The 25,588-nt window shown below is 65.6% G+C and carries 25 protein-coding genes; 16 read left to right on the top strand and 9 right to left on the bottom strand.

Annotation, left to right across the window (positions count from 1 at the left end; all coding sequences use genetic code 11):
* The first annotated feature begins 246 nt into the window (after positions 1-246).
* From ggt to ACFPAH_RS00580, 3 genes are read left to right on the top strand one after another with little or no spacing between them, the layout of a single operon-like run.
* On the top strand, positions 247-1,845 hold the full coding sequence (gene ggt, locus ACFPAH_RS00590) for a gamma-glutamyltransferase (RefSeq protein ID WP_379739055.1): 1,599 nt from the start codon (positions 247-249) through the stop codon (positions 1,843-1,845).
* Positions 1,846-1,878: 33 nt separating this feature from the next.
* Complete coding sequence (locus ACFPAH_RS00585; protein ID WP_379739052.1) at positions 1,879-3,513, top strand: L-lactate permease; 1,635 nt, start codon at positions 1,879-1,881, stop codon at positions 3,511-3,513.
* A gap of 12 nt (positions 3,514-3,525) precedes the next feature.
* Positions 3,526-3,702: a hypothetical protein gene (locus ACFPAH_RS00580; RefSeq protein WP_379739050.1), complete on the top strand. Its 177-nt coding sequence runs from the start codon at positions 3,526-3,528 to the stop codon at positions 3,700-3,702.
* A gap of 41 nt (positions 3,703-3,743) precedes the next feature.
* Here ACFPAH_RS00580 and ACFPAH_RS00575 read toward each other — a convergent pair whose 3' ends face one another.
* Positions 3,744-4,478 (bottom strand): GntR family transcriptional regulator, encoded by a 735-nt coding sequence (locus ACFPAH_RS00575; RefSeq protein WP_379739047.1) that lies wholly within the window; start codon positions 4,476-4,478, stop codon positions 3,744-3,746.
* Between the two features lie 127 nt (positions 4,479-4,605).
* Positions 4,606-5,763, bottom strand: coding sequence for a branched-chain amino acid ABC transporter substrate-binding protein (locus tag ACFPAH_RS00570; protein ID WP_379739044.1), 1,158 nt, complete (start codon positions 5,761-5,763; stop codon positions 4,606-4,608).
* Between the two features lie 164 nt (positions 5,764-5,927).
* Here ACFPAH_RS00570 and ACFPAH_RS00565 point away from each other — a divergent pair, with 164 nt between their 5' ends.
* On the top strand, positions 5,928-6,404 hold the full coding sequence (locus tag ACFPAH_RS00565) for a hypothetical protein (RefSeq protein WP_379739041.1): 477 nt from the start codon (positions 5,928-5,930) through the stop codon (positions 6,402-6,404).
* Between the two features lie 104 nt (positions 6,405-6,508).
* On the opposite strand, the gene ACFPAH_RS00560 is transcribed toward ACFPAH_RS00565, so the two are convergent.
* Complete coding sequence (locus ACFPAH_RS00560; protein WP_379739038.1) at positions 6,509-7,600, bottom strand: alkene reductase; 1,092 nt, start codon at positions 7,598-7,600, stop codon at positions 6,509-6,511.
* A 154-nt stretch (positions 7,601-7,754) separates the two neighbouring features.
* Between ACFPAH_RS00560 and ACFPAH_RS00555 the strand changes: the two genes are divergently transcribed.
* Positions 7,755-8,720 (top strand): LysR family transcriptional regulator, encoded by a 966-nt coding sequence (locus tag ACFPAH_RS00555; RefSeq protein WP_379739035.1) that lies wholly within the window; start codon positions 7,755-7,757, stop codon positions 8,718-8,720.
* A gap of 74 nt (positions 8,721-8,794) precedes the next feature.
* Positions 8,795-9,658, top strand: a complete 864-nt coding sequence (locus tag ACFPAH_RS00550; RefSeq protein ID WP_379739032.1) for a CAP domain-containing protein — start codon at positions 8,795-8,797, stop codon at positions 9,656-9,658.
* A gap of 65 nt (positions 9,659-9,723) precedes the next feature.
* On the opposite strand, the gene ACFPAH_RS00545 is transcribed toward ACFPAH_RS00550, so the two are convergent.
* Complete coding sequence (locus ACFPAH_RS00545; RefSeq protein WP_379739030.1) at positions 9,724-11,802, bottom strand: M13 family metallopeptidase; 2,079 nt, start codon at positions 11,800-11,802, stop codon at positions 9,724-9,726.
* Between the two features lie 256 nt (positions 11,803-12,058).
* On the bottom strand, positions 12,059-12,259 hold the full coding sequence (locus tag ACFPAH_RS00540; RefSeq protein WP_379739028.1) for a DUF2905 domain-containing protein: 201 nt from the start codon (positions 12,257-12,259) through the stop codon (positions 12,059-12,061).
* Positions 12,260-12,609: 350 nt separating this feature from the next.
* Here ACFPAH_RS00540 and ACFPAH_RS00535 point away from each other — a divergent pair, with 350 nt between their 5' ends.
* From ACFPAH_RS00535 to ACFPAH_RS00515, 5 genes are all read left to right on the top strand, one after another.
* Positions 12,610-13,128, top strand: coding sequence for a host attachment protein (locus ACFPAH_RS00535; RefSeq protein ID WP_379739025.1), 519 nt, complete (start codon positions 12,610-12,612; stop codon positions 13,126-13,128).
* A gap of 119 nt (positions 13,129-13,247) precedes the next feature.
* Positions 13,248-13,826 (top strand): lipocalin family protein, encoded by a 579-nt coding sequence (locus ACFPAH_RS00530; protein ID WP_379739022.1) that lies wholly within the window; start codon positions 13,248-13,250, stop codon positions 13,824-13,826.
* A 250-nt stretch (positions 13,827-14,076) separates the two neighbouring features.
* Positions 14,077-15,003, top strand: coding sequence for a bestrophin family protein (locus tag ACFPAH_RS00525; RefSeq protein ID WP_379739019.1), 927 nt, complete (start codon positions 14,077-14,079; stop codon positions 15,001-15,003).
* Positions 15,004-15,050: 47 nt separating this feature from the next.
* Positions 15,051-16,562: an acetyl-CoA hydrolase/transferase family protein gene (locus ACFPAH_RS00520; protein ID WP_379739016.1), complete on the top strand. Its 1,512-nt coding sequence runs from the start codon at positions 15,051-15,053 to the stop codon at positions 16,560-16,562.
* A 77-nt stretch (positions 16,563-16,639) separates the two neighbouring features.
* Positions 16,640-16,978, top strand: coding sequence for a zinc ribbon domain-containing protein YjdM (locus ACFPAH_RS00515; RefSeq protein ID WP_379739013.1), 339 nt, complete (start codon positions 16,640-16,642; stop codon positions 16,976-16,978).
* An 85-nt stretch (positions 16,979-17,063) separates the two neighbouring features.
* Here ACFPAH_RS00515 and ACFPAH_RS00510 read toward each other — a convergent pair whose 3' ends face one another.
* The gene (locus ACFPAH_RS00510) at positions 17,064-17,762 is read right to left on the bottom strand and encodes a hypothetical protein (RefSeq protein WP_379739010.1); all 699 of its coding nucleotides are present in this window, start codon (positions 17,760-17,762) and stop codon (positions 17,064-17,066) included.
* 127 nt (positions 17,763-17,889) lie between these two features.
* The gene (locus ACFPAH_RS00505; RefSeq protein WP_379739007.1) at positions 17,890-19,167 is read right to left on the bottom strand and encodes a serine hydrolase domain-containing protein; all 1,278 of its coding nucleotides are present in this window, start codon (positions 19,165-19,167) and stop codon (positions 17,890-17,892) included.
* 187 nt (positions 19,168-19,354) lie between these two features.
* Between ACFPAH_RS00505 and ACFPAH_RS00500 the strand changes: the two genes are divergently transcribed.
* A complete protein-coding gene (locus ACFPAH_RS00500) occupies positions 19,355-20,341 on the top strand; it encodes an LLM class flavin-dependent oxidoreductase (RefSeq protein WP_379739004.1) in 987 nt (328 codons plus the stop codon).
* Positions 20,342-20,386: 45 nt separating this feature from the next.
* On the opposite strand, the gene ACFPAH_RS00495 is transcribed toward ACFPAH_RS00500, so the two are convergent.
* Together ACFPAH_RS00495 and ACFPAH_RS00490 are read right to left on the bottom strand one after the other, a co-directional pair.
* Positions 20,387-20,977 (bottom strand): isochorismatase family protein, encoded by a 591-nt coding sequence (locus ACFPAH_RS00495; RefSeq protein ID WP_379739001.1) that lies wholly within the window; start codon positions 20,975-20,977, stop codon positions 20,387-20,389.
* Positions 20,978-21,034: 57 nt separating this feature from the next.
* Complete coding sequence (locus ACFPAH_RS00490) at positions 21,035-22,207, bottom strand: PQQ-dependent sugar dehydrogenase (RefSeq protein WP_379738999.1); 1,173 nt, start codon at positions 22,205-22,207, stop codon at positions 21,035-21,037.
* A 123-nt stretch (positions 22,208-22,330) separates the two neighbouring features.
* Between ACFPAH_RS00490 and ACFPAH_RS00485 the strand changes: the two genes are divergently transcribed.
* The 4 genes from ACFPAH_RS00485 to ACFPAH_RS00470 all read left to right on the top strand — a co-directional run bounded on the left by ACFPAH_RS00485 (position 22,331) and on the right by ACFPAH_RS00470 (position 25,580).
* Positions 22,331-22,867, top strand: coding sequence for a DUF882 domain-containing protein (locus ACFPAH_RS00485; protein ID WP_379738998.1), 537 nt, complete (start codon positions 22,331-22,333; stop codon positions 22,865-22,867).
* Positions 22,868-22,872: 5 nt separating this feature from the next.
* Positions 22,873-23,697 carry a hypothetical protein gene (locus ACFPAH_RS00480; protein ID WP_379738996.1) on the top strand — a complete coding sequence of 275 codons (825 nt, stop codon included), beginning with the start codon at positions 22,873-22,875 and terminating at the stop codon, positions 23,695-23,697.
* Positions 23,694-23,999 carry a hypothetical protein gene (locus tag ACFPAH_RS00475; protein WP_379738993.1) on the top strand — a complete coding sequence of 102 codons (306 nt, stop codon included), beginning with the start codon at positions 23,694-23,696 and terminating at the stop codon, positions 23,997-23,999. The genes ACFPAH_RS00480 and ACFPAH_RS00475 overlap by 4 nt, the downstream gene beginning before the upstream one ends.
* A gap of 111 nt (positions 24,000-24,110) precedes the next feature.
* Positions 24,111-25,580, top strand: a complete 1,470-nt coding sequence (locus ACFPAH_RS00470) for a PQQ-dependent sugar dehydrogenase (protein ID WP_379738990.1) — start codon at positions 24,111-24,113, stop codon at positions 25,578-25,580.
* The last annotated feature ends 8 nt before the right edge of the window (positions 25,581-25,588 follow it).

The raw sequence follows: 25,588 nt of genomic DNA, 5'->3' as shown, positions 1-25,588 counted from the left end.
GGGACGGCGCTTTCGTCTTTTGGCATTGCCCAGGCGACGATCCAGGTCTTTGGCCGCTTCTGTCCGCCCGTCTCCCTCCTCGCCGCCACCCGCACGGCAGCGGCATCGCCTCCGCCGCATCTGCACGAGCACTGTCGTATTTACGCATCGTAAAACTATTTGATTGACCTGCGAAAATTAGCCGCCTAAACTGACATGTCAGAATTTATATCTGATATATCAATAATGAATAAAGGAGACAGGTTCATGAAGACATCGCGCTCGATTGCCATGGCTACCGAAGGAATGGTTGCCTCTCCGCACTACTTTGCTTCGCTAGCCGGACTGCGTGTCTTGCAGGACGGCGGCAGCGCCGTCGATGCTGCCATCGCCGTCAACGCGACCCTGGGTATCGTCTACCCACACATGAGCGGTATGGGCGGCGATTCTTTTTGGTTGATCAACGACGCTGAAAACAACAAGGTGCATGCCTTGAACGGCTCGGGCCGGGCGGTAAAAAGCGCCACACGCGAGCGCTACAAGAAACTCGGTTTGTCGGTCATTCCCCAGCGTGGCCCGCATGCGGCCTTAACGGTGCCAGGCACCGTCGATGCATGGTGCATGGCGCATGAGCGTTTCGGCAAACTGCCGATGGCCAAATGCCTGGAGCAAGCGATCAAATATGCGCGCGACGGCTACCCGGTATCGGCAGGACAAGCGATATTCACGCGCAATACGGCGAAAATACTGGGGCGTTACGCGACCGCGAGCGAGGTGTTCATGCCGAACGGCAGGCCGCCCGAAGCGGGCGACATCATGCGTTTTCCGGGAATGGCCAACGTGATGGAAGCCATTGCCCGCGAGGGCCGCGCTGGTTTTTACGAGGGCGAAGTACGGGACGAAATCGTCGCCTCGCTCGCCGCCGCCGGCGGCGAGTGGGAAGCGTCGGACCTGACCGATCATCGCGGCGCGTGGAGCGAGCCGGTGTCGACGACTTATCGCGGCTACACCTGCTACCAGCATCCGCCCAACAGCCAGGGCTTCGCCCATTTGATGGTGCTGAACATACTCGAGCGGTTCGATGTGGCAGCGCTGAAAAACGACCGTGCTGCGTATATCCACCTGCTGGTCGAAGCCACCAAACTGGCGTTCCGCGACCGCGATCGCTACCTGACCTGTGCGGATGCCGGTCACATTCCGCTCGATCGCTTGCTGTCGAAAGAATACGCAGCAGAACTGGCCAAGCAAATCAGTTTCGATACCACGATCGAAAACCAGCCGGAGCCCATGGGCCAGGACACGACGTGCACGGTCGTCGTCGACCGGCATGGCAACGCGGCATCGGTCATCCAGAGTCTTTATCACGAATTCGGCTCCGCTTTCGTTGCCGGAAAAACCGGCATCCTGCTGCAAAACCGTGGTTCGTTCTTCTCGCTCGACGAGCAGCACGTGAATACGCTGATGCCGGGAAAACGCTGCTTCCACACCCTGATGCCGGGCATGCTGTTCCGCAACGGCAAGCCTGAACTGGTGTATGGCACGATGGGTGGCGAAGGCCAGCCACAAACGAGCACTGCGCTGGTGACGCGCTACGTCGATTTCAATCACGACGTGCAAACGGCGATCGATAATCCGCGCTGGCTGTATGGCCGTACCTGGGGGGATGCAACCCAGACCCTGCGCATCGAGAACCGTTTTGCGGAAGAGGTGTATGCAGGACTGCGCGCGCGCGGCCACCAGATAGAAATCACGGAGGCGTGGAGCGACTTCATGGGTCACGCTGCCGCGATTCGCATTGATCCTCAAACAGGTCTGTTGTCAGGCGCGGCCGATCCGCGCGGCGAAGGTATTGCCGTCGGCTGGTAAAGCACTGCATCAACCACCTGAAAGGATCACATCATGAAAATGACAGTCTCTGCAATAAACTGGTTGATCGCTTTTTCCCCGCTGCTGTTTTTACTGGTACTCATGCTGTGGCGTAAATGGGGAGCCGCCGAAGCGGGCTCCCTGTCCTGGCTGGCGGCTGTGGCAATGGGGTGGTTTTTCTTCGATACGTCTGCCGCCGTCATCGGTTATGAGAGCATCAAGGGGACATGGAGCGCGGTGACGGTGTTGTATGTGGTCTGGGCATCCATCCTGATCTATGAGGTCACACACGAAGGTGGCGCGTTCGAACCTTTACGCAAGGGAATCACCCGGATTCTTCCTGATCCGCTGATCCAGGTGCTGGCCTTCGGTTGGGCTTTTGCCTCCTTCCTGCAAGGCGTGACGGGATTTGGCGTTCCGATTGCGGTTTGCGCTCCGCTGCTGGTTGGCATAGGCGTGCGGCCGCTCTACGCGGTCATCATCCCCTTGATCGGGCACGCATGGAACAACACCTTCGGCACCCTGGCCGTCGCATGGCTGGGACTGAAGGAAGTCACCAACATGAGCGCTGCACTGGCTCTGGAAACCGCCCTGTATGCTTCGGTCTTTATCTGGGTGTTGAATCTGCTGGGCGGCTTCCTGGTCTGCTGGCTGTATGGCCGTTGGCGCGGCATTCGCAACGGCTTGCCGGTCATCCTCGTGATGTCCGGCCTGCAAGGCGGACTCACACTGCTGCTGTCGCAATGGAACGATACGCTGAACGGGTTTATCGCCTCCACCGTCGCGTTTATCTCCCTGTTTGTGATTGCCCGCTTGCCACGCTACAGGAAGGCAAAACCGGCAGACAGTCCCATCTTCGAAGATGCGGTGCGCGCAGGCCGGGGCGTCACGGCCGGGACGGCGCGGGCCGATGGGGAAGAGGAAGCGCAAGGTTTGCCAGGCAGGCCGATGACGCTGAACCAGGCCTTCATTCCTTACTACGCCCTGCTCCTGGTGACCTTCGGGGTCCTGTTGATTGCGCCTGTAAAACAGCTTCTGAACCGGGTCTCGATCGGACTCGATTTCCCTGCAACCGTGACCAGCCTGGGTTTCGAGCGTGCCGCAAGCTTCTTGTCCTTCACACCGCTGACGCACGCCGGGACCTTCCTGATGGCTGCCGCCCTGGTAGGGTATGTCGCATTTGCCGGCATGGGGCAGATGCGCCGGGGTGCATTCGGGCGTATCTTGCACAACACGGTCGACAAGGCGATTCCCTCCACCGTTGCCGTGATCGCGCTCATCGCCATGTCCAACGTCATGGCGGGCTCCGGCGCAGTCAATGTGCTGGCCCAGGGTGTGGCAGCGGTGGCCGGCACCGGCTACGGCTTCCTGGCCCCCCTGGTCGGTGGTCTCGGTTCGCTGATGACGACTTCCAACCTGGCCTCCAATCTGCTGTTCGGTACTTTCCAAGACTCTACAGCGGCCGCGACCGGACTGAAGAGTTCTGCCATTCTTGGTGCGCAGACGGCCGGTGCGGCTGCCGGCAATATGGTTGCACCAGGTAACGTACTGCTGGGGACGACCACGGCAGGCATCCTCGGACGCGAGGGTGAAGTGTTACGGGTGACGATTCCACTATTCGTGATGGTTGCGCTGATTGTCGGTGTCGTCGTGCTACTGGTTGCATAACGGAGAAATGACATGTCTAAACAAATGATGTGGTTAATCTTTGCGGGTGTCACAGCGCTCATCGCGGTACCGCTGATGTATATCGGCCTGCAGGACGGGAATGAAGGCCTGGCTACCGCCGGATTCGGCTTGTTTACGCTGGGGATGATGGTGCCCCCTGCCATGAAACTGATGAGCGCGCGACGGTAGGTCCGTTTGGTGTGATGCAGGCTGGGATCGCTGTCCGGACCTCACCTGCTTTTGCCACCCCGCCAGAGTTCCGGCGGGGTGTTTTTCAATGCAGTGATGGTTTGATAGGTATAGTCTTCAACGTAGTCGAGCAGCGCATCCGACGTCTGGCGCGCCTGCTCTTCGTTTTTATTGGCAATCGCCCTTGCGATGTCGGCATGCAGCGTCGATACCTTGGCCACGTCTCCGAACTCCCTGTAGTGCAAATACCAGAGGCGCCTGGTTTGCGCCTGCAAGGGCGCCATTGCCGCCGTCGCATACGCATTGTCAGCGGTCTGTGCGAGCAGGGCATTGAACTCGCCGTCCGCGCTGATGAACAGCGCCGCATCGTTATCGGCATTTGCTCTCGAAAAACGCTCGCTTAAATCGAGGAATTTCCTAATCGAAATAGGGTCCGCCAATCGCGCGGCACGCCTGACGAGGATGCGTTCGATTTCCCTGCGTAATTCGATCAGCTTGAAGTGCTCGGTAAAATCGATTTCCGACACGACGGCGCCCGAACGCGGCTGAATCCGGATCGTGCGTTCATAGGCCAGGCGCTGCAGCGCCTCGCGTACCGGTGTGCGGCCGATGCCCAGTTCCGCGCTCAAGGATTGTTCGGAGATGCGGCTACCTGGCGGCAACTCCAGCGTGATGATCATTTCCTCGATCACGCGATGGGCGAATTTGGACTGGCTTTCACCTTCCTGGATACGTCGTTCGATGTCGTTTTTCTTGGAACCGGAGGCGTCCGCCATGCTGGGTCTTTCTATATTTCAGTGAAACGATGCCTGATTTTTATACCGATCTGCAGTGTAAGGGAATCGGCCGGGGCATGCCAGGATCTGCCCGGGCCGGCATTCCAGGGCCATCGGCCCAGTTTATTCAGCGCAGCACCTGCAGCTTGGTCTTCTTGCCCTGCCGATAGGTGTACAAGGTCAGCGCCGCATTGCGCAGGTCGCCCTTGGGGTCGAAGGCGATGGCGCCGGTGATGCCCTCATACCGGATCTGGGCCAGGGCCGGCAGGAAACGCGCCGGCTCGACGGAATCTGCCTTTTGCATCGCGGCCGCGAACACCATCACGGCATCGTAGGCATACGGCGCATAGGTCTGGACCGGCATCTTGTAGCGCTGGCGGTAGCGCTCGTTGAAAGCATTCAGGCCCGCTTCCTGTGCAGCGCCGACGCCGCCGGCCACCACACAGAATACCTTGTCGTCGCCCAGTGCATCGCCCGCCAGCAGCGGCAGCTTTTCCGAGCAGATGCCGTCGCCGGCGACGAGTTTGGCGCGCAGCCCGAGCGCCTTCATCTGCTTGAGCATGGGGCCGGCCACGGCATCCATGCCGCCATAAAAAATCACGTCCGGGTCGCGCGCCCGGATCTGGGTCAGGATGGCGTTGAAATCGGTGGCCTTGTCGTTGGTGAACTGACGGCTGACGATGGCCGCGCCCGCAGGCCCGGCGCGCTTGACGTTCTTGACGAATTCGTCGGCGAGGCCCTGGCCGAAGGCCGTGCGGTCGTCGATCACCGCGATCTTTTTTGCCTTCAGGGTGCCGATCGCATACTTGGCCAGCGTGCTGCCGACCAGGTTATCGTTGGCCACGACCCGGAACGCGGTCTTGAAACCCTGGTTCGTGTAGAGCGGCGTGGTGGCGGCCGGCGAAATCTGGGGAATGCCGGCGTTGGCATAGATTTTCGAAGCCGGTACCGTCGGCCCCGAGTTCAGGTGGCCCACCACGGCCGCCACCTTCGCATCGACCAGCTTTTGCGCCACCGCCGTGCCCGTCCTCGGATCGCTGGCGTCGTCCTCGGGCTGCAAGACCCATTTTATTTTCTGCCCGCCGATGGCGATGCCCTTGGCGTTGAGGTCGTCGATCGCCATGCGGGCGCCGTTTTCGATGTCCTTGCCCTGGTGCGCGCCCGGACCGGAAAGCGGCGACGCCGTGCCGATCTTGACGAGCTGCTCGGCATGGGCGGCCGGCACGATGGCCAGGGAAAGCAGGCAGGACACGAGGGTGGTGCGGAAGGTGGCGCGAAGTCGCATGGCAGTGTCCCCTGAAGAGTTGCACCAATTGTAATGCGCCGGAGCGCGATGTTCGGGAGGGAATCGTGCACGCCAAGCGGGTGCGGCCTTGTGCGCGATTTCTGATATATTTTAGACAATTAATCTAATGCAATAGTCTTCCGGTTTCCAGACAAGGATAAATCATGAGCACCAAGAACATCACCCGCGCCCTCCTCGCCCTGGGCGGCCTGCTGGCGCTGGCAGGCCTGACCGGCTGTGCCACCGTGGTACAGGGCGAGTACCAGGTCGTCTCGGTGGGCACCCGCACCCCGGCCGGCGCCGTCAGCGGCGTCACCTGCCAGTTGATGAATAAAAAGGGCATTCATTACGTCACCACGCCCGGCACCCTGTCGGTGTACCGCGACGCCAGCGACATGCGGGTCACTTGCGACAAACCGGGCTTGCCGACGACGACCACGATATTCAAGGCGCGACCCAAACCCCTGGTCGCCGGCAACATCCTGCTCCCGATCGGCGTCCTGGTCGACCACGTCACCGGCGCCGGCTATGGTTACCCTGCCGCGATGGAAGTCGCGATGACCGGCGAGGTGACCGATGCCACCACGACCGGCCAGCAGCAGCCGTGGTGGCGCCGCTGGAGCGGCCGCGAATCGAAGTAACAAGTAACAGAAGAAGTCAGCGCGGGCCGAGCGCTCTACAAAAACAACGAAAAACGCCAACCCGAGGGTTGGCGTTTTGTCCTTGGTCGGCCAGCCTGCTGCGCTTAGGCCGCCTGGTCCAGCGTCGGGTAATCGATGTAGCCCACTTCGCCCGGCGTATAGAAGGTCTGCGGGTTCGGCACGTTCAGCGGCGCGTTTTGCTGCAGGCGCTGCACCAGGTCGGGGTTGGCGATGTACAGGCGGCCAAAGGCGACCGCATCGGCGCGGCCGGATTCGACCGCGTCGATCGCCATCTCGCGGGTGTAGCCGTTGTTGGCGATATACGTCCCTCGATAGGCCTGGCGCGCCCAGGCGAAATCGAAGCCCGGCACGTCGCGCGGGCCGCCGGTGGCGCCTTCGATGAAGTGGATGAAGGCGATGCCGCGCTTGTTCAGTTCTTCGATCAGGTAGGCGAACAGGGCTTGCGGGTTGCTGTCCGACAGGTCGTTGGCCGGGGTCACGGGCGACAGGCGGATGCCCACGCGGCCGGCGCCGATCTCGGCCACCACCGCGTCGACCACCTCAAGCGCGAAGCGGCAGCGGTTCGGGATCGAGCCGCCGTATTCGTCGGTGCGCAAGTTGGCGCCGTCGCGCAGGAACTGGTCGATCAGGTAGCCGTTCGCGCCGTGCAGTTCGATGCCGTCGAAACCGGCGCGGATGGCGTTGGCAGCACCGCGGCGGTATTCGTCGACGATGTCCTTGATTTCCTCCAGCGCGAGTGCGCGCGGCTCGAGCACGTCGACCTTGCCGGCGCGGGTGTAAGCGACCACTTTCGGCGCCACCGGCGACGGCGCGATCGGCTGCACGCCGCCGGTCAGGTTCGGGTGGGTCACGCGGCCGACGTGCCAGATCTGGGCGACGATCTTCGAGCCGGCTTCGTGCACGGCGGCGGTGATCGGCTTCCAGCCCTCGACCTGGGCGTCGGAATAAATGCCGGGCGTGGCCATGTAGCCCTTGCCGACCGGCGACACTTGCGTGCCTTCGCTGATGATCAGGCCGGCGTTGCTGCGCTGGCGATAGTATTCGATGTTCATGGCGCTGCCCGGCACGTCGCCGGCCGGCTCGTCGGCACGGCTGCGGGTCAGGGGGGCCATCACGACACGGTTGGCAACCTCGATGTCGCCGATGCGGGTGGGTTGAAACAGTTTTTCGTTCATGTGCGTTTCCAGGCAAGTTAATCGAGTGCTCCGGGCCGCCGGTCGCTGTGAAATGCCGGCAGCCCTACATTTCATAGTATGAGTATTCCTAGCCACGCTGGGTAGGCCGCACCAATGATATGATCTATTCCTGACGGGAATAGATGGAGCCAGGATGGACCGCTTGAAACTGATGGAAACCTTTGTCCGGGTCGTCGAGACAGGCAATTTTTCGGCCGTCGCGCGCGAGGAACGCAGCACGCAGTCCAGCATCAGCAAGCAGGTGCAGGCCCTCGAAACCCTGCTCGGCGCCAAACTGCTGGTGCGTTCCACGCGCAGCCATGCGCTGACCGAAGCGGGCAAGCGCTATTACGAGCGCTGCCGCCAGGTGCTCGACACGCTCGAGGAAGCGCGGGTCGAGATCCAGCGTACCGAAAACGAGATCTCGGGCGTGCTGCGCGTGGCCGCGCCGGTCTCGTTCGGGCGCCTGCACATCGTGCCGCGCCTGGGTGCATTTTTCGCACGCTACCCGAAGCTCAAGATCGACCTGCAGCTCGACGACGGTTTCGTCGACCTGGTGGTGGGCGGGATCGATGTCGCCTTCCGCGTGGGCGAACTCAAGGACAGCCGCCTGATCGCGCGCCGCATCGGCACCGCGCACCGCGCCGTGCTCGCCGCGCCCGCCTACCTCGAGCGGCACGGCGAGCCGCAGCATCCGGATGCGCTGCGCGCTCACCAGTGCATCGTCTACACGGGCCTGGCCAACCTCAACGAATGGCAGTTCGAGGACGAAAGCGGCGTCCGGCACGCGGTGCACGTCAACGGCCACCTGCAGTCGAACAGTTCGGAGGCAATCCGCCAGGCCGTGGTGGAGGGACTCGGCATCTGCTACACGCCGCAGTGGGTGTATGGCGACGACATCCGCGCCGGACGCGTGAAAGCGATCCTGACCCGCTACCGGCCGCCGCCGCTGCCGCTGAACGTCGTGTTCCAGCCGGCGCGCCGGCCCTCGCTCAAGATCGGCCATTTCGTTTCCTTCTTCGCCGAAGCGTTCTCGCGCGATCCGGACATTTCGCCGATGCTCGCCGGCCAGGACGGCGACGCGCTCGGCAGCTTCGGGGCGGGCGCAGGCGTCCGCTAGCCGGGCACGCCATACAAGTCCGGGCTGGGGTATGCTGCCTGGCAGACCACCCTGCCTGACCGAATCCGATGCCGATGCTCCCTTCCATTTCCGCCAGCGCGATCGTGCTGGCCGCCGCCACCGGCGCCCTGCTGCCGGGCGCGGCCCATGCCCAGGGCGACCCGGGCCTGGTTGCCCTGATCAACGCCTACCGCGCCGCACCGGCCGCCTGCGAAGGTCGCCGCATGGCGCCGGCGCCGGCCCTGCGCGCGAACGCGGTGCTGGCGCGGGTGCGCATCGGCACCGGCACCTTCCCCGAGTCGGCACTCGAACAAGTGGGCTACCATGCCGCCGATTCCGGGGTCATTCACATTCGGGGCGCGCCGGATGCCGCGGCGGTGATGGAGACGATCCGCCAGCCTTATTGCCGCACGCTGCTCGATGCCCGCCTCACCGACATCGGCGCGAGCCGCCGCGGCGACGATTGGACGATCGTGCTGGCGCGGCCCCTGGCGCCGCTGGTCCTGCCCGGACAGCAAGAGGCCGGGCGCCAGATGCTCGACGCGGTGAATGCGGCGCGCGCCACGGGACGCCAGTGCGGCACACGCGCGTTCGGCCCGGCCGCGCCGGTCGCCTGGAACGGCGCGCTGGCCGCCGCCGCGCAGGCGCACAGCCGCGACATGGCGGCGCACCGTCATTTCGCGCACGAGGGAACCGACGGCAGCGAGGTCGGCACGCGCGCCGGGCGCGCCGGCTACCGCTGGCGCATGATCGGAGAAAATATCGCGGCGGGACAGGCCTCGGCCCAGCAGGCGGTGGCCAGCTGGATCGAAAGTCCCGGCCATTGCGCGAATCTGATGAACCCGGCGTTCACCGAGATGGGGGCCGGTTATGACATCAGCCGGGCGAGGATGCCCGGCTTTGCCTACTGGACGCAGGTGTTCGCGGTGCCGAAGTGATGAAAACGCCGACGCCTGCAGCAGGACGTAGGGTGGACGGCTCTGCCGTCCACCCTACACGATCCTCACCAGAAAATGACGCGCTCTTCCGGCTTCAGGTACATCTTGTCGCCTTCCTTGACGCCATAGGCATCGTAGAAGCCCGGGTGGTTGCGCAGGCTGCCGTTGACGCGGAATTCCGATGGCGAGTGCGGGTCGGATTTCACCTGCGAGATCAGGGCGGCGTCGCGTGCCTTGCCGCGCCGGGCCTGGGCCAGGCCCATGAACAGGCGCTGCTCGGCGCTGAAGCCGTCGATCACCGGCGCCGGCTTGCCGGCCAGGTAGATCTGGTAAGCGCGGCTGGCCATGATGGCGCCGGCGTTGTCGGCGATGTTTTCGCCCAGCGTCAGTTCGCCGTTGACGTTAAAACCCGGCAGCGGGCTGTAGGCGCCGTACTGGGCCACCAGCACCTTGCCGCGCGCGGCGAATTTCTCGGCATCTTCCTTGGTCCACCAGTTGCGCAGGTTGCCGTCGCCGTCGAACTGCGAGCCCTTGTCGTCGAACGCGTGGCTGATCTCGTGGCCGATCGAAATGCCGACCGAGCCGTAGTTGACGGCCGGTTCGGCATCGGCGTCGTACAGCGGATACTGCAGGCGCGCGGCCGGGAACACGACTTCGTTCAGGGTCGGGCTGTAATAGGCGTTGACGGTCTGCGGCGACATGCTCCAGGCGGCGCGGTCGACCGGCTTGCCCAGCTTGGCGATGCCGTATGCGTGACCGAATTCGCGCGCGCGCATCACGTTGCCGACCAGGTCGCCCTTTGCGATGGTGAGCTTCGAATAATCGCGCCATTTTTCCGGATAGCCGATCTTCGCGTTCATCTTCGACAGTTTCAGCTGCGCCTGCTTCTTGGTGTCCTCGCTCATCCAGTCGAGGGTCTGGATGCCTTCGCGGAAGGCGATCACGAAGTTCTTCACCATCGCCTCCACCTGCTGCTTGCGCTCGGCCGGGAAGTGTTTTTCGACATACACCTTGCCGACGAGCTCGCTCAGGTCGCGGTTGACCTGGGCAATGGCCAGCTTTTCGATCGCGCGGTTTTCCTTGGCGCCCGAGAGCACGCTGCCGCGGAAGGCGAAGCTTTCGTCCACGAACGGCTGCGACAGGTAAGGCGCGTAGCTGCTGAGCAGGCGGAACTCGAAATACGGTTTCCACACCTCGACCGGGGTGGCGGCGATCAGCTTGTCCAGGCCGGCCAGGTAGCTCGGCTGGCTGACGATGAGCGAATCGACCTTGCCGGCCACGCCGGTGCCCTTCATCCAGGCATTCCAGTCGAAGCCCGGCATCAGGTCCTTGAGCTGGGCAAACGAGAGCTTGTTGTAGCGCTTGACCGGGTCGCGGTTCTCGACCGCGCTCCACTGTACGCGCGCGATCCCGGTTTCCAGCGCCACGATCTGCGCGGCCTTGCCGGCTGCGTCCGCGTGGCCGGCCAGCGCCAGCATCTTCTCGATATGGGACTGGTACTTGGTGCGGATCTCCGTCAGGCGCGCCTCGTCGGAGAGGTAGTAGTCGCGGTTCGGCAGGCCCAGGCCGGACTGGCCGACCGAGACCACCAGGCGGGTCGAATCGCGGTTGTCCTGGCCGACGTACATGTCGAGCGGGGCGCCGGCGCCGATGCGCGAGAAGTGCGCGGCCAGGGCGGCGATGCCCTGTTTGTTTTTCAATGCTGCTACGCGCGCCAGTTCCGCCTTGAGCGGTTTCAGGCCGAGCGCATCGCGGCGCGCCTGGTCGACGTAGCTGCTGTAGTAGTCGCCCATCTTCTGCGCCTGCGAGCCGGCCTTCGCGCCCTTGTCAAGCGCGGCGCCTTCGATGATGGCGCGGATCTGCTCCTCGACCTTCTCCTGGGCGACGTTGAAGGCGCCCCAGCTCGAGCGGTCCGACGGGATCTCGACATCCTTGAGCCATTTGCCCTGGCTGTAACGGAAGAAGTCGTCCTGTGCGCGCACGCCGGCATCGATCGCCGCAAGCTCGACGCCGGAGGATGCGGCGGCCGGCTTGGCGGCAGTGGCGGCAGTGGTGGCAGATGCCGGGGCAGCTTCATGCGCGCCGGCGTGGGAGGCGACGGCAAACAGCCCCGCGATCAGACTGCTGCACAAGGTACGCTTCATGGATTCTCCGTATTGGAATTGTTGTAGGTGTGTTGTCGAACCGGGCGATGCTAATGCAAAAGGCCGGGCCTGCCAAGGGACGGCGGCCCGATTTGCGTATGCATGTCGTTTTTGCAGAACGCCCGTATGTACGGGCTGTATCGCGTTCTGCCGCGCGTAGGGTGGGCGGCTCTACCCGAGGGCTGGCGGGCAGGCGGCATGTGCGCCGCCGACGCGTTCAACCAGCAGAAAAGGACCCGGCCGTGTTCGAAAGCCGCTAACGCCGGAACAGCCAGAGCAGGATGCTGACCACGATCGAGATGACGATGCAGGTGACGATCGGGAAGCTGAAGCTGAAGCCTTCGCGCACGATGTGGATGTCGCCGGGCAGGCGCCCGAACGGCAGGCGGCGCAGCCAGGGCCAGGCGACGCCGACGGCGGCAATCGCGAGGCCCAGGACGATCAGCGTGCGCTGCATGGCGGCACCGGCGCGCAGCTGGACAGGAACGCGCGCAAGGCGGCCGGCCTTGAGACGGGCTGATGCATATCTCCTTGTTGATTGGCCATGAGCGATCTCCTGTTCGTGATGGACGGCTGCCGGGTGATTGTGCCCAAGCCGCGCGGCGGGCGGCGCGCCGCTGGCCACGGCAGCGGTGCGTCGCCCATGCAGACCCCGGTGCTACACTGGCCTCGACGCAAGGGCGACGGCCTCATCTGTATGCGGTCGCCGCTTGTTCGCTCTTTCACGCTCGTTCCCACGCCCGGGCCAGCCTTGCCGGGCGCTGGAGACCGAACTCATTCACGACCAATAAATTGACAGGGGGTAGCATGCCAACAACCTGGATCATTACGGCCAATGCGGGCCGGGCACGATTCTTTTGCGAGAACGACCCAGCAGAGCCATTGCAGGAACTGGAAGACATGGTGAACAACGGCGCGCGCCTGCGCACGCAGGAGTCCGAGACCGACCGGCTCGGGCCGAAGGCGGCCGGAAAGAGCAGCCACAGCATCGGTACCGGCCAGAGCGGTATCGCGGCCCACAACAATGCCCCGTCCGCCGGATCGGGAGCCCCGACCTCGATGTACGAGCCGAACCAGACCCCCGCCGAGCACGCCACCGAGCTGTTTGCGAAAGACATTTCGCAATTCCTGATGAAAGCCCACCAGGAAGGCCGGTATGACCGGATCGTGCTGTCGGCCTCGCCGCAATTCCTGGGCAGCCTGCGCAACAACTTCGATCCGCACCTGAAACCGCTGATCAAGACGGAAATCAACAAGGATTACACCAACGTCGCGGTCAGCCAGCTGCGCGAAACCCTGGCGGCGCAACAGGCCAAGGCGGAGTAAGCAGCAAGCCGCCTATTTTTCCATCACGCCAACCTCGACCGGTTGGCGTTTTTGTTGATGGACTGCCCGCTTTGCCGGCGCGCCGCCATGGCGTCACGATCAAACAAGAAAGAGTCAAGATGAAACGACCCACCACCTCCACGCTGATCAAAGGCACCCTGCTCGCTTCCGTGGTCCTGATCGGCATGAAAGCCTGGGCGGCCAGCGCGCCCCAGGCGGCAAGCGGCGAACTGCGCACGATCCCGGCAGTCGACCTGCCGCGCTACCTGGGCACCTGGTACGAAATCGCCAAGTTTCCCAACAGTTTCCAGCGCAAGTGCACCGGTTTCACCACCGCCACCTATTCCGCCCTGCCCAACGGCCGGGTGCAGGTCGAGAACCGCTGCCGCCTGGAAGACGGCAGCACCAACCTGGCCACCGCGGTAGCGCGCCAGGTCGGCGGCGACACCTCGCCGAAACTGAAGGTGCGCTTCGCACCGGCCATCTTCTCCTTCATCCCGCTGGTCTGGGGCGACTACTGGATCATCGACCTCGACCCCGGCTACCAGCTGGCCGCGGTGAGCGAACCGGGACGCGACTACCTGTGGATCCTGTCGCGCACTCCGACGGTCGATCCTGCAGCCTACGACGCGCTGGTGGCGCGCCTGGCCGGCCAGGGACTCGACGTCGGCAAGCTGGTACCGACACGCCAGCAGTAAGGCCGGACGGCCTGCTGCGATATTTACGCTGGTGTTGAAGCGAAATTAAGTATTCACGCGATGAATGACGGCAATCGGTACTGTGAATTGGGCAAGCGCCGGCTCAGCCGCCACAATGGGCTTTTCGTCCACAGCGCGCCGGACGTGCCACGCCGTGGGCGCGTGCGCCCGGCAGTTCCACCCCTGATGCACTGTCCAGCATGAGCGCCCCGATCCGCCTTCCGTTCCGCCGCCTGCCGGGAGCGGCGCCATGATCGTCCGCGAACGCCCCAACGGCCTGCGCCTGTTCCTGACGATGCGCGGCTCGATCCTGGCGAGCATCTGGAAAAGCCTGGCCGTCACCACCCTGCTGGCGATCTTCGTGACCTGGAACCACGGCAGGCTGTGGGACCACAAGATCCACCTGACGGTGGTGCCGTTTACCCTGATGGGATTGCCGCTGGCGATCTTCCTCGGCTTTCGCAACAACTCCGCCTACGACCGCTATTGGGAAGGCCGCAAGCTGTGGGGCGAACTGGTGCTGCGCAGCCGCAACCTCGCGCGCCAGTGCCTGAGCCTGATCGACGGCGACGCCCAGGCGGCCGGCGAACTGCGCACCCGGATGATCCGGCGCACGATCGCCTTTGCCCACGCGCTGCGCGGCGCCTTGCGCGGCTGCGATGCGGGCACCGACGTCGCTGCCCACATCGAGCCCGGCGAGTGGAGCGCCTTGCACGGACGCGCCAGCCTGCACCAGGCGCTGATGCTGGAGATGGGCCAGGACCTGGCGCGCTGCCGCCGCGCCGGCCTGGTCGACAGCATGCGCGCGGCCACGCTCGACGCGACCATCTCGGCGATGGTCGCCACCGCCGCCTCCTGCGAGCGCATCAAGAACACCCCGGTGCCGTTCTCGTACACGCTGCTGCTGCACCGTACCTCTTACCTGTACTGCATCCTGCTGCCCTTCGGGCTGGTCGATTCGATCGGCTTCATGACGCCGCTCGTGGTGGCGATCGTCGCCTACACGTTTTTCGGCCTGGACGCCCTGGGCGACGAGATCGAGGAGCCGTTCGGCCTGTCGCCCAACGACCTGCCGCTCGACGCCATCTGCCGCGCCATCGAGATCGACATGCGCGATGCGCTTGGCGAGACCGACCTGCCGCCCCCGCTCACCCCTGTCAACTACTGGCTGCGCTGACGCCGCTTTCGCTGCCCTGCCGCCGCCCATGAGGTAAACACCGCACCATGAACATCGAAGCATCCCAAGAGCGCATCGGCTGCCCGCTGCTGCGCGAACGCGTCACGAGCGCCGCGCAGGCCGCCTCCCTGATCCGCGACGGCATGACCGTCGGCATGAGCGGCTTTACCCGCGCCGGCGACGTCAAGCTGGTGCCGGCCGCGCTGGCCGAACGGGCACGGCGCGAACCGCTGCGCATCACCCTGCTGACCGGCGCCTCGCTCGGCAACGACACCGATAAACTGCTGACCGAGGCGCACGCGCTGGCGCGGCGCATGCCCTTCCAGGTCGACCCGGTGCTGCGCGCGGCAATCAACCGCGGCGAGGTGATGTACATCGACCAGCACCTGTCGGAAACCGTCGAAGTGCTGCGCGCCGGCCACATGAAGCCGGTCGACATCGCCGTCATCGAAGCGGTGCGCATCCTCGACTCGGGCGCCATCGTGCCCACCACCTCGGTCGGCAACAGCGCCAGTTTCGCGATCCTGGCCGACAAGGTGATCGTCGAAATCAACCTGGCGCAGCCGCGCGCGCTCGAAGGCCTGCACGACATCTGGATCCCGAAGAAGCGCCCGATGCGCGAGCCGATTCCACTGATGTCGGCCGACGGCCGGGTCGGCACGCCCGCCATCGAGATCCCGCCCGAGAAGATCGCCGCCATCGTCTTCACCGACCAGCCCGACAGCACCTCCTCGATCCTGCCGCCGGACGCCGAGACGGCCGCCATCGCGCGCCACCTGGTGCACTTTTTCGAGAACGAGATCGAGGCCGGACGCCTGACGCGCAGCCTGCTGCCGCTGCAGGCCGGCATCGGCACGATCGCCAACGCCGTCATGGCCGGCTTCTGCGACAGCCCGTTCGAGCACCTGACGATGTATTCGGAAGTGCTGCAGGACTCGACCTTCGACCTGTTCGACGCCGGCAAGCTCGATTTCGCCTCGGGCTCCTCGATCACGCTGTCGCCGGAAAAGAGCGCCCAGGTGTTCGGCGAACTCGAACGCTACAAGGAGCGCCTGGTGCTGCGTCCGCAGGAAGTGTCGAACCACCCGGAGGTGATCCGCCGCCTGGGGATCATCGCCATCAATACCGCGCTCGAGGCCGACATCTACGGCAACGTGAACTCGACCCACGTCGGCGGCACCCACATGATGAACGGGATCGGCGGCTCGGGCGACTTCGCGCGCAACGCCTACCTGTCGATCTTCGCCACCAAGTCGACGGCGAAGGGCGGCAAGGTCTCGTCGATCGTGCCGATGGTGCCGCACGTCGACCATACCGAACACGACGTCGACATCATCGTCACCGAACACGGCCTGGCCGACCTGCGCGCCCTCGCGCCGCGCGAACGCGCCACGGCGATCATCGCCCAGTGCGTGGCCCCGCCCTACCGGGAGATGCTGCGTGCCTACGTGACCGAGGCCCAGGGCCGGGGCGGCCAGACGCCGCACGTGCTGGAGAAGGCGTTCGCCTGGCACGAGCGCTACAGGCGCACCGGGTCGATGCTGGACCAGGCCGGCTGACGGCGCGCCAGGCCAGGCTACCGGGTGCGGCGCGCCCGGTGGCGTATACTCTCGATTTTCCCTTCTCACGATCAGCCATGTCCCTGCCACCCTGCCCCCTCTGCCAGTCCACCTATACCTATGAGGACGGCAGCAACCTGGTCTGCCCCGAATGCGGCCACGAGTGGTCGGCGCAAGCCGGCGCCGGCGCTGCCGAAACGGCGCGGGTCTACCGCGACGCGGCCGGCAACCTGCTCCAGGACGGCGATACCGTGACCGTCATCAAGGACCTGAAACCGAAGGGTTCCGGCGGCGTCATCAAGCAGGGAACCAAGGTCAAGAACATCCGCCTGGTCGACAGCGACCACGACATAGACTGCAAGATCGACGGCTTCGGCGCGATGAGCCTGAAATCGGAATTCGTCCGCAAGGTGTAGAAGACAGCCCCGCAAACGCAAACACCAGCCCTTGGGCTGGTGTTTTTTTTGCCCGCGCCATGCGCGGGCTTGAAGAGGCACAAGATCAGTAGCCGCGACCGGTGGTGCCGCCGCCGGTACCGGTGCTGGTGCCCGAGGTGCCGGTGCCCGTGGTGCCGCTGGTGCCGGAGGTGCCGGTGCCCATCGAGCCACTGGTGCCACTGGTGCCGCTGGTGCCGCTGGTGCCGCTGGTGCCGGTGCCCATCGAGCCGCTGGTGCCGCTGGTGCCACTATCCATCGAACCACTGGTGCCGCTGGTGCCACTGGTACCGGTGCCCATCGAGCCGCTGGTGCCACTGGTGCCGCTGGTGCCGCTGGTACCGGTGCCCATCGAGCCGCTGGTGCCACTGGTGCCGCTCGTGCCGGTGCCCATCGAACCACTGGTGCCGCTGGTGCCGCTGGTGCCGGTGCCCATCGAACCACTGGTGCCGCTGGTGCCGGTGCCCATCGAGCCGCTGGTGCTGCTATCGCTGGTGCCGGTGGTGCCGGTGGTGCCAGTGGTGCCGGTGGTGCCGGTGCTCGAGCCGGTCGTGCCGCTGCTACTCGAGCCGCTCTGGCCCGATGCGTGGCTCGCGTGCTTCTTCTGCTTCTTGTGCTTTTTCTTGGCGTGGGTGGTATCGCCGGAGGTCTGGCTGCCGGCCTGCGAACCCGAGGTGCTCGTTTGCGCGCTGGCGGGAACCGACATCGTCAGCGCCGCCGCCACCGAGGCACCTAGCATTGCTTTTAACAATTTATGCATTGTCATGATTATCTCCTTATTTTCCTGGGGGCTAAAAACTCAACAATATCAGTGACATAGTTGAGGGCCAGAGTGTAAAGAGGCGAATCGGAGAGCAGCGCACGTTAGCCCGATGGAAATTAACAATTCCTTTTCAGGGGACCGGCCTTGAGCTCCCGGCGGTCCCTGGCGCACGCTGCGCCGCCAGTGCCGACAGGGTCCCCAACTGGGTGTACAGCGGCAACACATTCGCCGTGCCATCCGGGTAGACGCGGTTCGACAGGAACACATAGAAGCTGCGCGTTGCGGGGTCGATCCAGAGCACGCAGCCGGTGAATCCGGTGTGGCCGTAGCTGCCCACCGGGAACAGCGTGCCGCGCGGACGCTGCGCATACGGCGAATCGATATCCATCCCCATGCCACGCAGTGCGTCGATGCCGGGCGGAGTCTGCACCGTGCTCAGCAGGCGCACGCTCGTGCGCGACAGCACCCGCACGCCATCGAGTTCGCCCTCGCCCAGCAGCATGCGCGCATAGCGGGCGATGTCGTGCACCGTGCTGAACACGCCGGCGGAACCGGCCACGCCGCCCATCCGCCGCACCGTCGGGTCATGCACGACGCCCTGCAGGGTAGCGCCCGCCGCCAGGTCGCCGTGCGGCGCCGGGGCGCCCGCCTGCGGCGCCTGCTGGGTCGGGGCGATGGCGTGCGGCGGCATGCGGCGCAGGGGCAGGTAGCCCGTGTCCTTCATCCCCAGCGGCGCGAAGATGCGCTGCTGCGCGAACGCGTCGATGCGCATGCCCGATACGCGCTCGACCAGTTGCCCCAGCAGGATGTAATTGATGTCCGAATAGCGGAACAAGGTACCGGGCGCGTGCGTCACTGCCTGGCTGCAGGCCAGTGCATGGGCGCCGGCGTCGCCGCTCCACTCTGGCGCAGCCGGCAAGCCGGCGCGCAGGCCCGAGGTGTGCGTCAGCAGGTGGCGGATCGTGATCGCGTCCTTGCCGCCGCCTGCGCACTCGGGGAAATAATCGACCAGCTTCGCTTCCAGGTCCAGCTTGCCGTCTTCGGCCAGCAGCAGGATGGCTGGCGCCGTTGCCAGGACCTTGGTCAGCGAGGCGGCATCGAACACGGTGCCGGGCGCGACGGCGGCAGCGCCGGGCTCGTAGCCGAAGCGGCCGTAGGCGCGCTGGTGGCTGCTGGCGCCCCGTTCGAGGTGGAATACGGCGCCCGGCATGCGGCGTTCGGCCAGCGCGGTGCCGATCGCGGCATCGATCCGCGCCAACTGCATGCTGTCGAGTTGCTGCGGCGCCGGCGCGGCGCTGCCTTGGCCGAGGTCGGGCGCGCCGGCGCAGCCGGCAAGGACCACGGCCAGGCAAGCAGTGGCAATGGTGGCCTGGCGCTGGATCAGCGCACGGAGGGAATGACGACGCATGGAAAACTCCGGAACGAGCAGGTGACGCGCGGCAGGCGGACGCAGACGCGGACGCGGGCGCAGGGAAGCAACCCGGCCATGATAGGTTTGCAATTTCCGGCGGTCAATATTTACGGCGGCCGTATGGCACAGGCCCATTTTACGACCCGGGCAGCGCGAAAAAACCCTTCGGCGTATCATGCGGCTCATGATTCCCTTATCCATACTCGACCTCTCGCCGATCGCCGAAGGCAGCGATGCGCGCGCTTCTTTCCACCATTCGCTCGACCTCGCGCAGCATGGCGAACGCTGGGGCTACAACCGTTTCTGGCTGGCCGAACACCATGGCATGCCGGGCATTGCCAGCGCCGCCACCTCGGTGCTGATCGGCTACGTGGCGGCCGGCACCTCGCGCATTCGCGTCGGCGCCGGCGGCATCATGCTGCCGAACCACTCGCCGCTCGTGATCGCCGAGCAGTTCGGCACGCTCGAATCGCTGTTCCCGGGCCGGATCGACCTGGGCCTGGGCCGCGCGCCGGGTTCCGACCACGTCACCGCGCGCGCCCTGCGCCGCAACCTGGCATCCGACGCCGACGAATTCCCGCAGGACGTCCTCGAACTGATGGATTATTTTGCCGATGCGCCGCACCGCTCCGTCAAGGCCGTGCCGGGCGCGGGCCTGGACGTGCCGCTGTGGATCCTCGGCTCCAGCCTGTTCGGCGCCCAGCTCGCCGCCCACCTCGGCCTGCCGTATGCCTTTGCCTCGCACTTCGCGCCGCAAATGATGATGCAGGCGATCGACATGTACCGCGCCAACTTCAAGCCCTCGAAGCAGCTCGACAAGCCGTATGTGATGCTCGGCTTTAACGTGTTCGCCGCCGACAGCGACGAGGAAGCGCACTACCGCGCCACCTCGATGCAGCAGGCCTTCGTCAACCTGCGCAGCGGCCGCCCGACCCGCCTGCAGCCGCCGGTGCGCGGCTACCTCGAGGCGCTCGGCCCGCAGGAACGCGCCATGCTCGACAGCGTCCTGTCGTGCTCGGCCATCGGTGCGCCGGAAACGGTAGCGGCCCAGATGAAAGCCTTCATTACCCATACCCGCGCCGACGAGCTGATGATCACCTCGCAAATCTTCGACCACGCGGCGCGCCTGCGCTCGTACGAGATCACGGCGCAGATCCGCGAGGCGGCGTAGGGATGTGCGCGGGGTGGGCACGCCCACCCCGCGCTGCCGGAGCGTTCATGCGTCGCCGGTGCCCGCTTGCAACATATCGATCAACTCGCGTGTCGTGCGCACCCGTCCCATGACGCGGAATGTGTTGCGGCACGCAAACTCGTGCGCTTCGGCGGTAATGCCGCTCATCGCATCTTCGGCGAACACGAGCGCATAGCCCCGGTCATGGGCGGCGCGCGCCGTCGACTCGACCCCGAAATTCGTGACGATGCCGCCCAGTACCAGCGTCTTGATGTGGCGCCGCCGCAGCAATTGGTCGAGCTCGGTTCCGTAGAAGGCGCCCCATTGGCGCTTGACGATCACGATGTCGGTCGCCTCGACCCCGGCGTCCGGCGCCAGGTGCGAGGCGTCGGGCGGCGGCGCGGGCGCGCCCGGCGGGCGCAGCGGCGCGTCGCTGGGCGGCAGCTGCAGCTCGTTCATCAGGACCCGGACATAGATCACCATGGCGCCGCGGTTGCGCATTTCCTGCGCCAGCAGCACGCCATTGCCCACCACCTTCTGCGCCGAATGGGGCGCCAGCGCGCGCCCCACGTTACCGTTTTGCAGGTCGACCAGCACCAGCGCGGTGCTGGCCAGGTCGATCGAAAAATCGCTCATTGCATCCTCCTCGAGTAGCCCCGAGTATCGCGGAAAGGACTTGCTGCCGGCGCCCGCTTACCGCTTGTCGGGGACGATGCGCAGGATGCGCGAGTTCGACTCGTCGGTCAGCACATACAGGTAGCCGTCCGGGCCCTGGCGCACGTCGCGCACGCGCTTGCCGATCGCCAGCCTGTCCTGCTTGACCACCTTGCCGGCCGCATCGAGTTCGACGCGGCGCACGTCCATCCCGGCCAGGCTGCCGCTGAACAGGCTGCCGCGCCATTGCGGGAAGTCCTTGCCGGAATAGATCGCCAGGCCCGAGGGCGCCGGCGACGGCGACCAGACCACCAGCGGATCGACCATTCCCGGCACGCTCGGCTTTCCGACCGGTTCCCGGGTGCTGTAGTCGAGGCCGAACGTCTGGATCGGCCAGCCGTAGTTCTTGCCGCCCTCGATGCGGTTGATCTCGTCGCCGCCGCGCGGTCCGTGCTCGCTCGCGTAGACCCGCTTGCCGGCCGCATCGACCACCAGGCCCTGGACGTTGCGGTGGCCGTAGGACCAGATTTCCGGCAGCGCGCCCGGCTTGTTCGCCAGCGGATTGCCCGGCGCCGGCTTGCCCTCGCCCGTCAGGCGCAGGATCGACCCATTGTCGCTGCCGAGGTTCTGGGCCTGGTCGCGCGCCAGCATGTTGCCGACCTTCTGGGGCGGGTTGCCGCCGTCGCCGATGCTCATCAACAGGGTGCCGTCGGGCATGAAGGCGATGCGCGAACCGAAGTGCTGGCCGCCCGACTTCGAGGGAGAAGCACGGAACAGCGGCTTGATGCCGTGCACCTTCTTGCCGTCGAAGACACCCTGCACCAGCATCGTGCGGTTTTCCTCGCTGGTGCCGTTGGCCATCGTCATGTAGACCCGGACGTTCGGGCCCTGGTCGGCCGGATGCACGGCGATGTCGAGCAGGCCGCCCTGGCCGCCCGTCATCAGGGCCGGCAGCCCTTCCATCGGCAGCGCCTGCACTTTGCCATCGGCGACCAGGTGCAGGGTGCCCTCCTTGCCGGTGACGAGCATGCGGCCGTCCGGCAGCCAGGCCATGCCCCAGGCCTGCGGCAGGGCGCTGGCGACGGTCTCGGCACGCCAGCCGCCGGCCTCCGGGGGCGCGCCGCCCGCCGCCACCTGGGCAACAGCGGGCGCCAGCGCGCACGAGATAGCGAAAGCGGCGCCAACACGGCCGCGAAGTTGTTTGAATCGCATGCAAATCCCCTTAAAAGTTATCAACTTTACGTCATCGTGTCGCATTTATCCCGCATTCACTGCAAAGTTAGCGAAATCGGGTTATCATCGCTTGCTCTCGACCTTGCCTAAGGATGCTGACCGATGAATCAACGACGCTCTTTCCTCAAAAGCTCTGTTGCACTGGCTTCCGTCATCGGCGTGCCGGGCCTCGCCAAGGCCGCCCAGGCCGCCCCAGGCGAACGTGTCCTGCGCCTGTACAACACCCATACGGGCGAAAGCCTCAAAAGCGTCTTTTGGGCCGAGGGCCAGTTCATTCCGGACGCACTGCAAGACATCAACAAATTGATGCGCGACCACCGCAACAACAAGATCGCGCCGATCGATCCGCAACTGCTGCTGCTCGTCAACGAAGTCAACAGCAAGTTCGGCGGCGCCCAGCAGCTGCACATCATTTCGGGCTACCGCTCGCCCGAATCGAACGCCAAGCTGCATGCCAACAGCAGCGGCGTGGCCAAGCGCAGCATGCACATGGACGGCAAGGCCATCGACATCCGCCTGCCGGGCAAGGACCTGGCCCAGCTGCGCAAGGCCGCAATGTCCCTGCGCGGCGGCGGCGTCGGCTACTACCCGGACTCGCAATTCGTCCACATGGACACCGGCCGGGTCCGCTACTGGTAAGCAGCATGCGGCCGCTCGCGCGCTGCCTCATCCTCGGGCTCGCCTTCTCCGCCGTCGCGGCGGGGAGCATGGCGCAGCCCGCTCCCGCCGCCACCGTGAACGTGCACAGCACGCGCGATCCGGTCGACAAATCCTACCGCAAGATGATCAAGGGCATGGAACGCTTCGAGCGCGAACACGCCCTGGCCCCGCAGGCCAGCCTGCGTTTCCGGCTGCTGCCGCGCACGCCGGACGTCAACATGAAGGGGATCACCCTGCGCATCGCCGGCGATACGGTCTCGGTGCCGGTGCCGGTCGCGCCCGACAACAGTTTTGTGCTGCCGCGTAACGAGCAAGCCCTGCGCGAAGACGCCGCCGTGCTCGCCAACCGGAAAACCACCAGCATGACCTGGCGCGCGATGATCGCGTCTCCCGGCCTGCCGCCCGGCACGCGCCGCCTGGGCGACCTGCGCCTCGAGTGCCGGGTCGGCGTCGAAGCCGGGCTGGTATCGAACAGCTCTCCCCTGTTCGGCTGGATCTCGGACGCCCTCACCGGCCCCGACCAGGTCTGCAACAGCCCGGTCGGCAACTACCTGTTCTTTGCCGAGCGCCCGATTTTTTCGGTACGCCTGCGCGCGGGTGACCGGGCCCTGGAACTGCCTTTCAAGATGCTCTGGCACGGTGGCGAAAAGACGCGCGAAGAGCTGCCTTTCTGCGATTGCCAGGTGCTGCTCGACCGCACGTATTTTGCGCCGATCTGGGACAAGAGCTGGCCCGACGATACGATCGTCGAGTTCGAGTACATGACCGACGCCGTCCCGCCCCTGCCCGCGCCGGAGGCCAGGCCATGAAGCTGCCCGCCTTTACCCTGGCCGCGGCCCTGCTGGCCGGTTGCGCCACCGGATCGGCCCCGCCGCCAGGCGCCCAGGTCGCCGCCGAACGCCTGGCCACGGCCGTCGTCCCTGGCCGCACCGCCAAGGCCGATCTGCTGGCCGCCTTCGGGCCGACCAAGTCGGTCGTCTTCGACAGCGGTTATGAGGTCTGGGTCTACCAGTCCCCGGCGGGTGGCGGCCGTTTCGCCGAATTCGTGATCCTGATCGACCCGCAGGGCGTGGTCGCCAAGACCCGCCAGCGCCCGCCCGCGCTCCCCTGATCCCCTTTTATGGCAGCGCTGTTGCCGCCCTTGCGCCCCAAGCGTGCGCGGCGAGTACAACATCGCTGGCAGTATGATCCGACGGAGCCGTGACTCCGCCGGGAGCCTGTCATGCTGGTCGATCGCGCGCGCAGCTTGCTGCTGTCATTCTTGTCCCTGCTGTTCCTGCTGGCCAGCTGCAGCGGTGGAGGCGGCGATCCCGGCACGCCTGCGGCACCGCCGGCCCCGCCGGCCGCAAGCACCGGCTCGCTGCAGGTCGTGATCACCGCGCTTCCGGCAGGCACGAACGGGGCCGTCCGCGTCACCGGCCCGAACAATTTTGCCCAAGACCTGACCGCCACCCAAACCCTGAACGGCCTGGCGCCCGGCTCCTATAACGTCGCCGCCTCCAGCGTCAGTGTCGGCAGCGCCACCTATACGCCCTCGCCCGCCACGCAAAGCGTGCTCGTCAGTGCCGGCGCGAGCGCCAGCGCCAGCGTCGCCTACGCCTCCCAGGCATTCACGCTCGCCCTGCGCGATATCGGCCCGGCCTTCACCAGCCCCGTCTTCCTCACCGCCCCGCCGGGCGACGAGCGCCTGTTCGTGGTCGAGCGGCGCGGCGTGGTCCGGATCGTGCGCAACGGCGTCACGCTGACCCAGCCCTGGCTCGACATCAGCGCGCAAGTCTTCACCGGCGGCGAAGGCGGCCTGCTGTCGATGGCCTTCGATCCGGATTTCGCCAGCAACGGCTATTTCTATGTCTACTACAGCGACCTGAACCAGAACATCGTGGTCGAACGCTACACCACCTCGCCAGTGCCCGACATCGCCAACCCGACCTCGGCGCTCACCATCCTGCGCATCCCTCACCCGCAGTTCCAGAACCATTTCGGCGGCCTGGTCGCCTTCGGACCGGATGGCTTCCTGTACGCCGGCACGGGCGACGGCGGCGGCGCCGGCGCCCCCTTCGGCAATGCCCAGAACCTCGGTTCGCTGCTGGGCAAGATGCTGCGGGTCGACGTGCGCGGCGCCACCACGGCCCAGCCGTACACGGTTCCCGCCAGCAATCCCTACCTCAACCAGCCCGGCCGGCGTCCCGAGATCTGGGCCTCCGGCCTGCGCAATCCGTGGCGCTTCGCCTTCGACGGCGAGCAGTTGTACACGGCCGACGTCGGCCAGGACGCGCGCGAGGAAGTCAACATCGCCGCCGCGGCCCAGGGCGGCCTGAACTACGGCTGGGACATCATGGAAGGCACGGCCTGCTTCGGCGCGGCAAGCTGCGACCGTACCGGCCTGACGCTGCCCGCGTTCGAGTACGAGCACGGCGCGAACGACGTCAACGGTTGCTCGATCACCGGCGGCTACGTGTACCGGGGCGCGGCGCTGCCGGAACTGGCGGGGCGTTATTTCTATTCCGACTTCTGCCGGGGTTTCGTGAAAAGCTTTTTTGCCACCGGGGCCGGCATCGTCGAGCAGCGCGACTGGAACCTGGGCGGGGCCGGCCAGGTCGTCTCCTTCGGGCGCGACGGCGCCGGCGAACTGTATGTGATCAGCGCCGGCGGGCGGATTTTCCGCATCGTTCGCGGCAGCGCGGGCCAGTGAGTTAGAAT

This window comes from Massilia sp. GCM10023247, from assembly GCF_042653325.1.
Classification (GTDB): domain Bacteria; phylum Pseudomonadota; class Gammaproteobacteria; order Burkholderiales; family Burkholderiaceae_D; genus Telluria.
The sequence above is the reverse complement of the archived record's forward strand: the minus strand, read 5'-3'. Positions and strand labels throughout refer to the sequence as shown.

Bases quoted from the DNA above. Each gene is read 5' to 3' on its own strand.
- ACFPAH_RS00475 (WP_379738993.1), top strand. From the start codon at position 23,694: ATGAAGCTGCCCGCCTTTACCCTGGCCGCGGCCCTGCTGGCCGGTTGC.
- ACFPAH_RS00515 (WP_379739013.1), top strand. From the start codon at position 16,640: ATGTCCCTGCCACCCTGCCCCCTCTGCCAGTCCACCTATACCTATGAG.
- ACFPAH_RS00505 (WP_379739007.1), bottom strand. From the start codon at position 19,167: ATGCGTCGTCATTCCCTCCGTGCGCTGATCCAGCGCCAGGCCACCATT.
- ACFPAH_RS00570 (WP_379739044.1), bottom strand. From the start codon at position 5,763: ATGCGACTTCGCGCCACCTTCCGCACCACCCTCGTGTCCTGCCTGCTT.
- ACFPAH_RS00560 (WP_379739038.1), bottom strand. From the start codon at position 7,600: ATGAACGAAAAACTGTTTCAACCCACCCGCATCGGCGACATCGAGGTT.
- ACFPAH_RS00520 (WP_379739016.1), top strand. From the start codon at position 15,051: ATGAACATCGAAGCATCCCAAGAGCGCATCGGCTGCCCGCTGCTGCGC.
- ACFPAH_RS00575 (WP_379739047.1), bottom strand. From the start codon at position 4,478: ATGGCGGACGCCTCCGGTTCCAAGAAAAACGACATCGAACGACGTATC.
- ACFPAH_RS00510 (WP_379739010.1), bottom strand. From the start codon at position 17,762: ATGACAATGCATAAATTGTTAAAAGCAATGCTAGGTGCCTCGGTGGCG.
- ACFPAH_RS00585 (WP_379739052.1), top strand. From the start codon at position 1,879: ATGAAAATGACAGTCTCTGCAATAAACTGGTTGATCGCTTTTTCCCCG.
- ACFPAH_RS00555 (WP_379739035.1), top strand. From the start codon at position 7,755: ATGGACCGCTTGAAACTGATGGAAACCTTTGTCCGGGTCGTCGAGACA.
- ACFPAH_RS00530 (WP_379739022.1), top strand. From the start codon at position 13,248: ATGAAACGACCCACCACCTCCACGCTGATCAAAGGCACCCTGCTCGCT.
- ACFPAH_RS00540 (WP_379739028.1), bottom strand. From the start codon at position 12,259: ATGCAGCGCACGCTGATCGTCCTGGGCCTCGCGATTGCCGCCGTCGGC.
- ACFPAH_RS00525 (WP_379739019.1), top strand. From the start codon at position 14,077: ATGATCGTCCGCGAACGCCCCAACGGCCTGCGCCTGTTCCTGACGATG.
- ACFPAH_RS00580 (WP_379739050.1), top strand. From the start codon at position 3,526: ATGTCTAAACAAATGATGTGGTTAATCTTTGCGGGTGTCACAGCGCTC.
- ACFPAH_RS00550 (WP_379739032.1), top strand. From the start codon at position 8,795: ATGCTCCCTTCCATTTCCGCCAGCGCGATCGTGCTGGCCGCCGCCACC.
- ACFPAH_RS00485 (WP_379738998.1), top strand. From the start codon at position 22,331: ATGAATCAACGACGCTCTTTCCTCAAAAGCTCTGTTGCACTGGCTTCC.
- ACFPAH_RS00490 (WP_379738999.1), bottom strand. From the start codon at position 22,207: ATGCGATTCAAACAACTTCGCGGCCGTGTTGGCGCCGCTTTCGCTATC.
- ggt (WP_379739055.1), top strand. From the start codon at position 247: ATGAAGACATCGCGCTCGATTGCCATGGCTACCGAAGGAATGGTTGCC.
- ACFPAH_RS00500 (WP_379739004.1), top strand. From the start codon at position 19,355: ATGATTCCCTTATCCATACTCGACCTCTCGCCGATCGCCGAAGGCAGC.
- ACFPAH_RS00470 (WP_379738990.1), top strand. From the start codon at position 24,111: ATGCTGGTCGATCGCGCGCGCAGCTTGCTGCTGTCATTCTTGTCCCTG.
- ACFPAH_RS00535 (WP_379739025.1), top strand. From the start codon at position 12,610: ATGCCAACAACCTGGATCATTACGGCCAATGCGGGCCGGGCACGATTC.
- ACFPAH_RS00495 (WP_379739001.1), bottom strand. From the start codon at position 20,977: ATGAGCGATTTTTCGATCGACCTGGCCAGCACCGCGCTGGTGCTGGTC.
- ACFPAH_RS00480 (WP_379738996.1), top strand. From the start codon at position 22,873: ATGCGGCCGCTCGCGCGCTGCCTCATCCTCGGGCTCGCCTTCTCCGCC.
- ACFPAH_RS00565 (WP_379739041.1), top strand. From the start codon at position 5,928: ATGAGCACCAAGAACATCACCCGCGCCCTCCTCGCCCTGGGCGGCCTG.
- ACFPAH_RS00545 (WP_379739030.1), bottom strand. From the start codon at position 11,802: ATGAAGCGTACCTTGTGCAGCAGTCTGATCGCGGGGCTGTTTGCCGTC.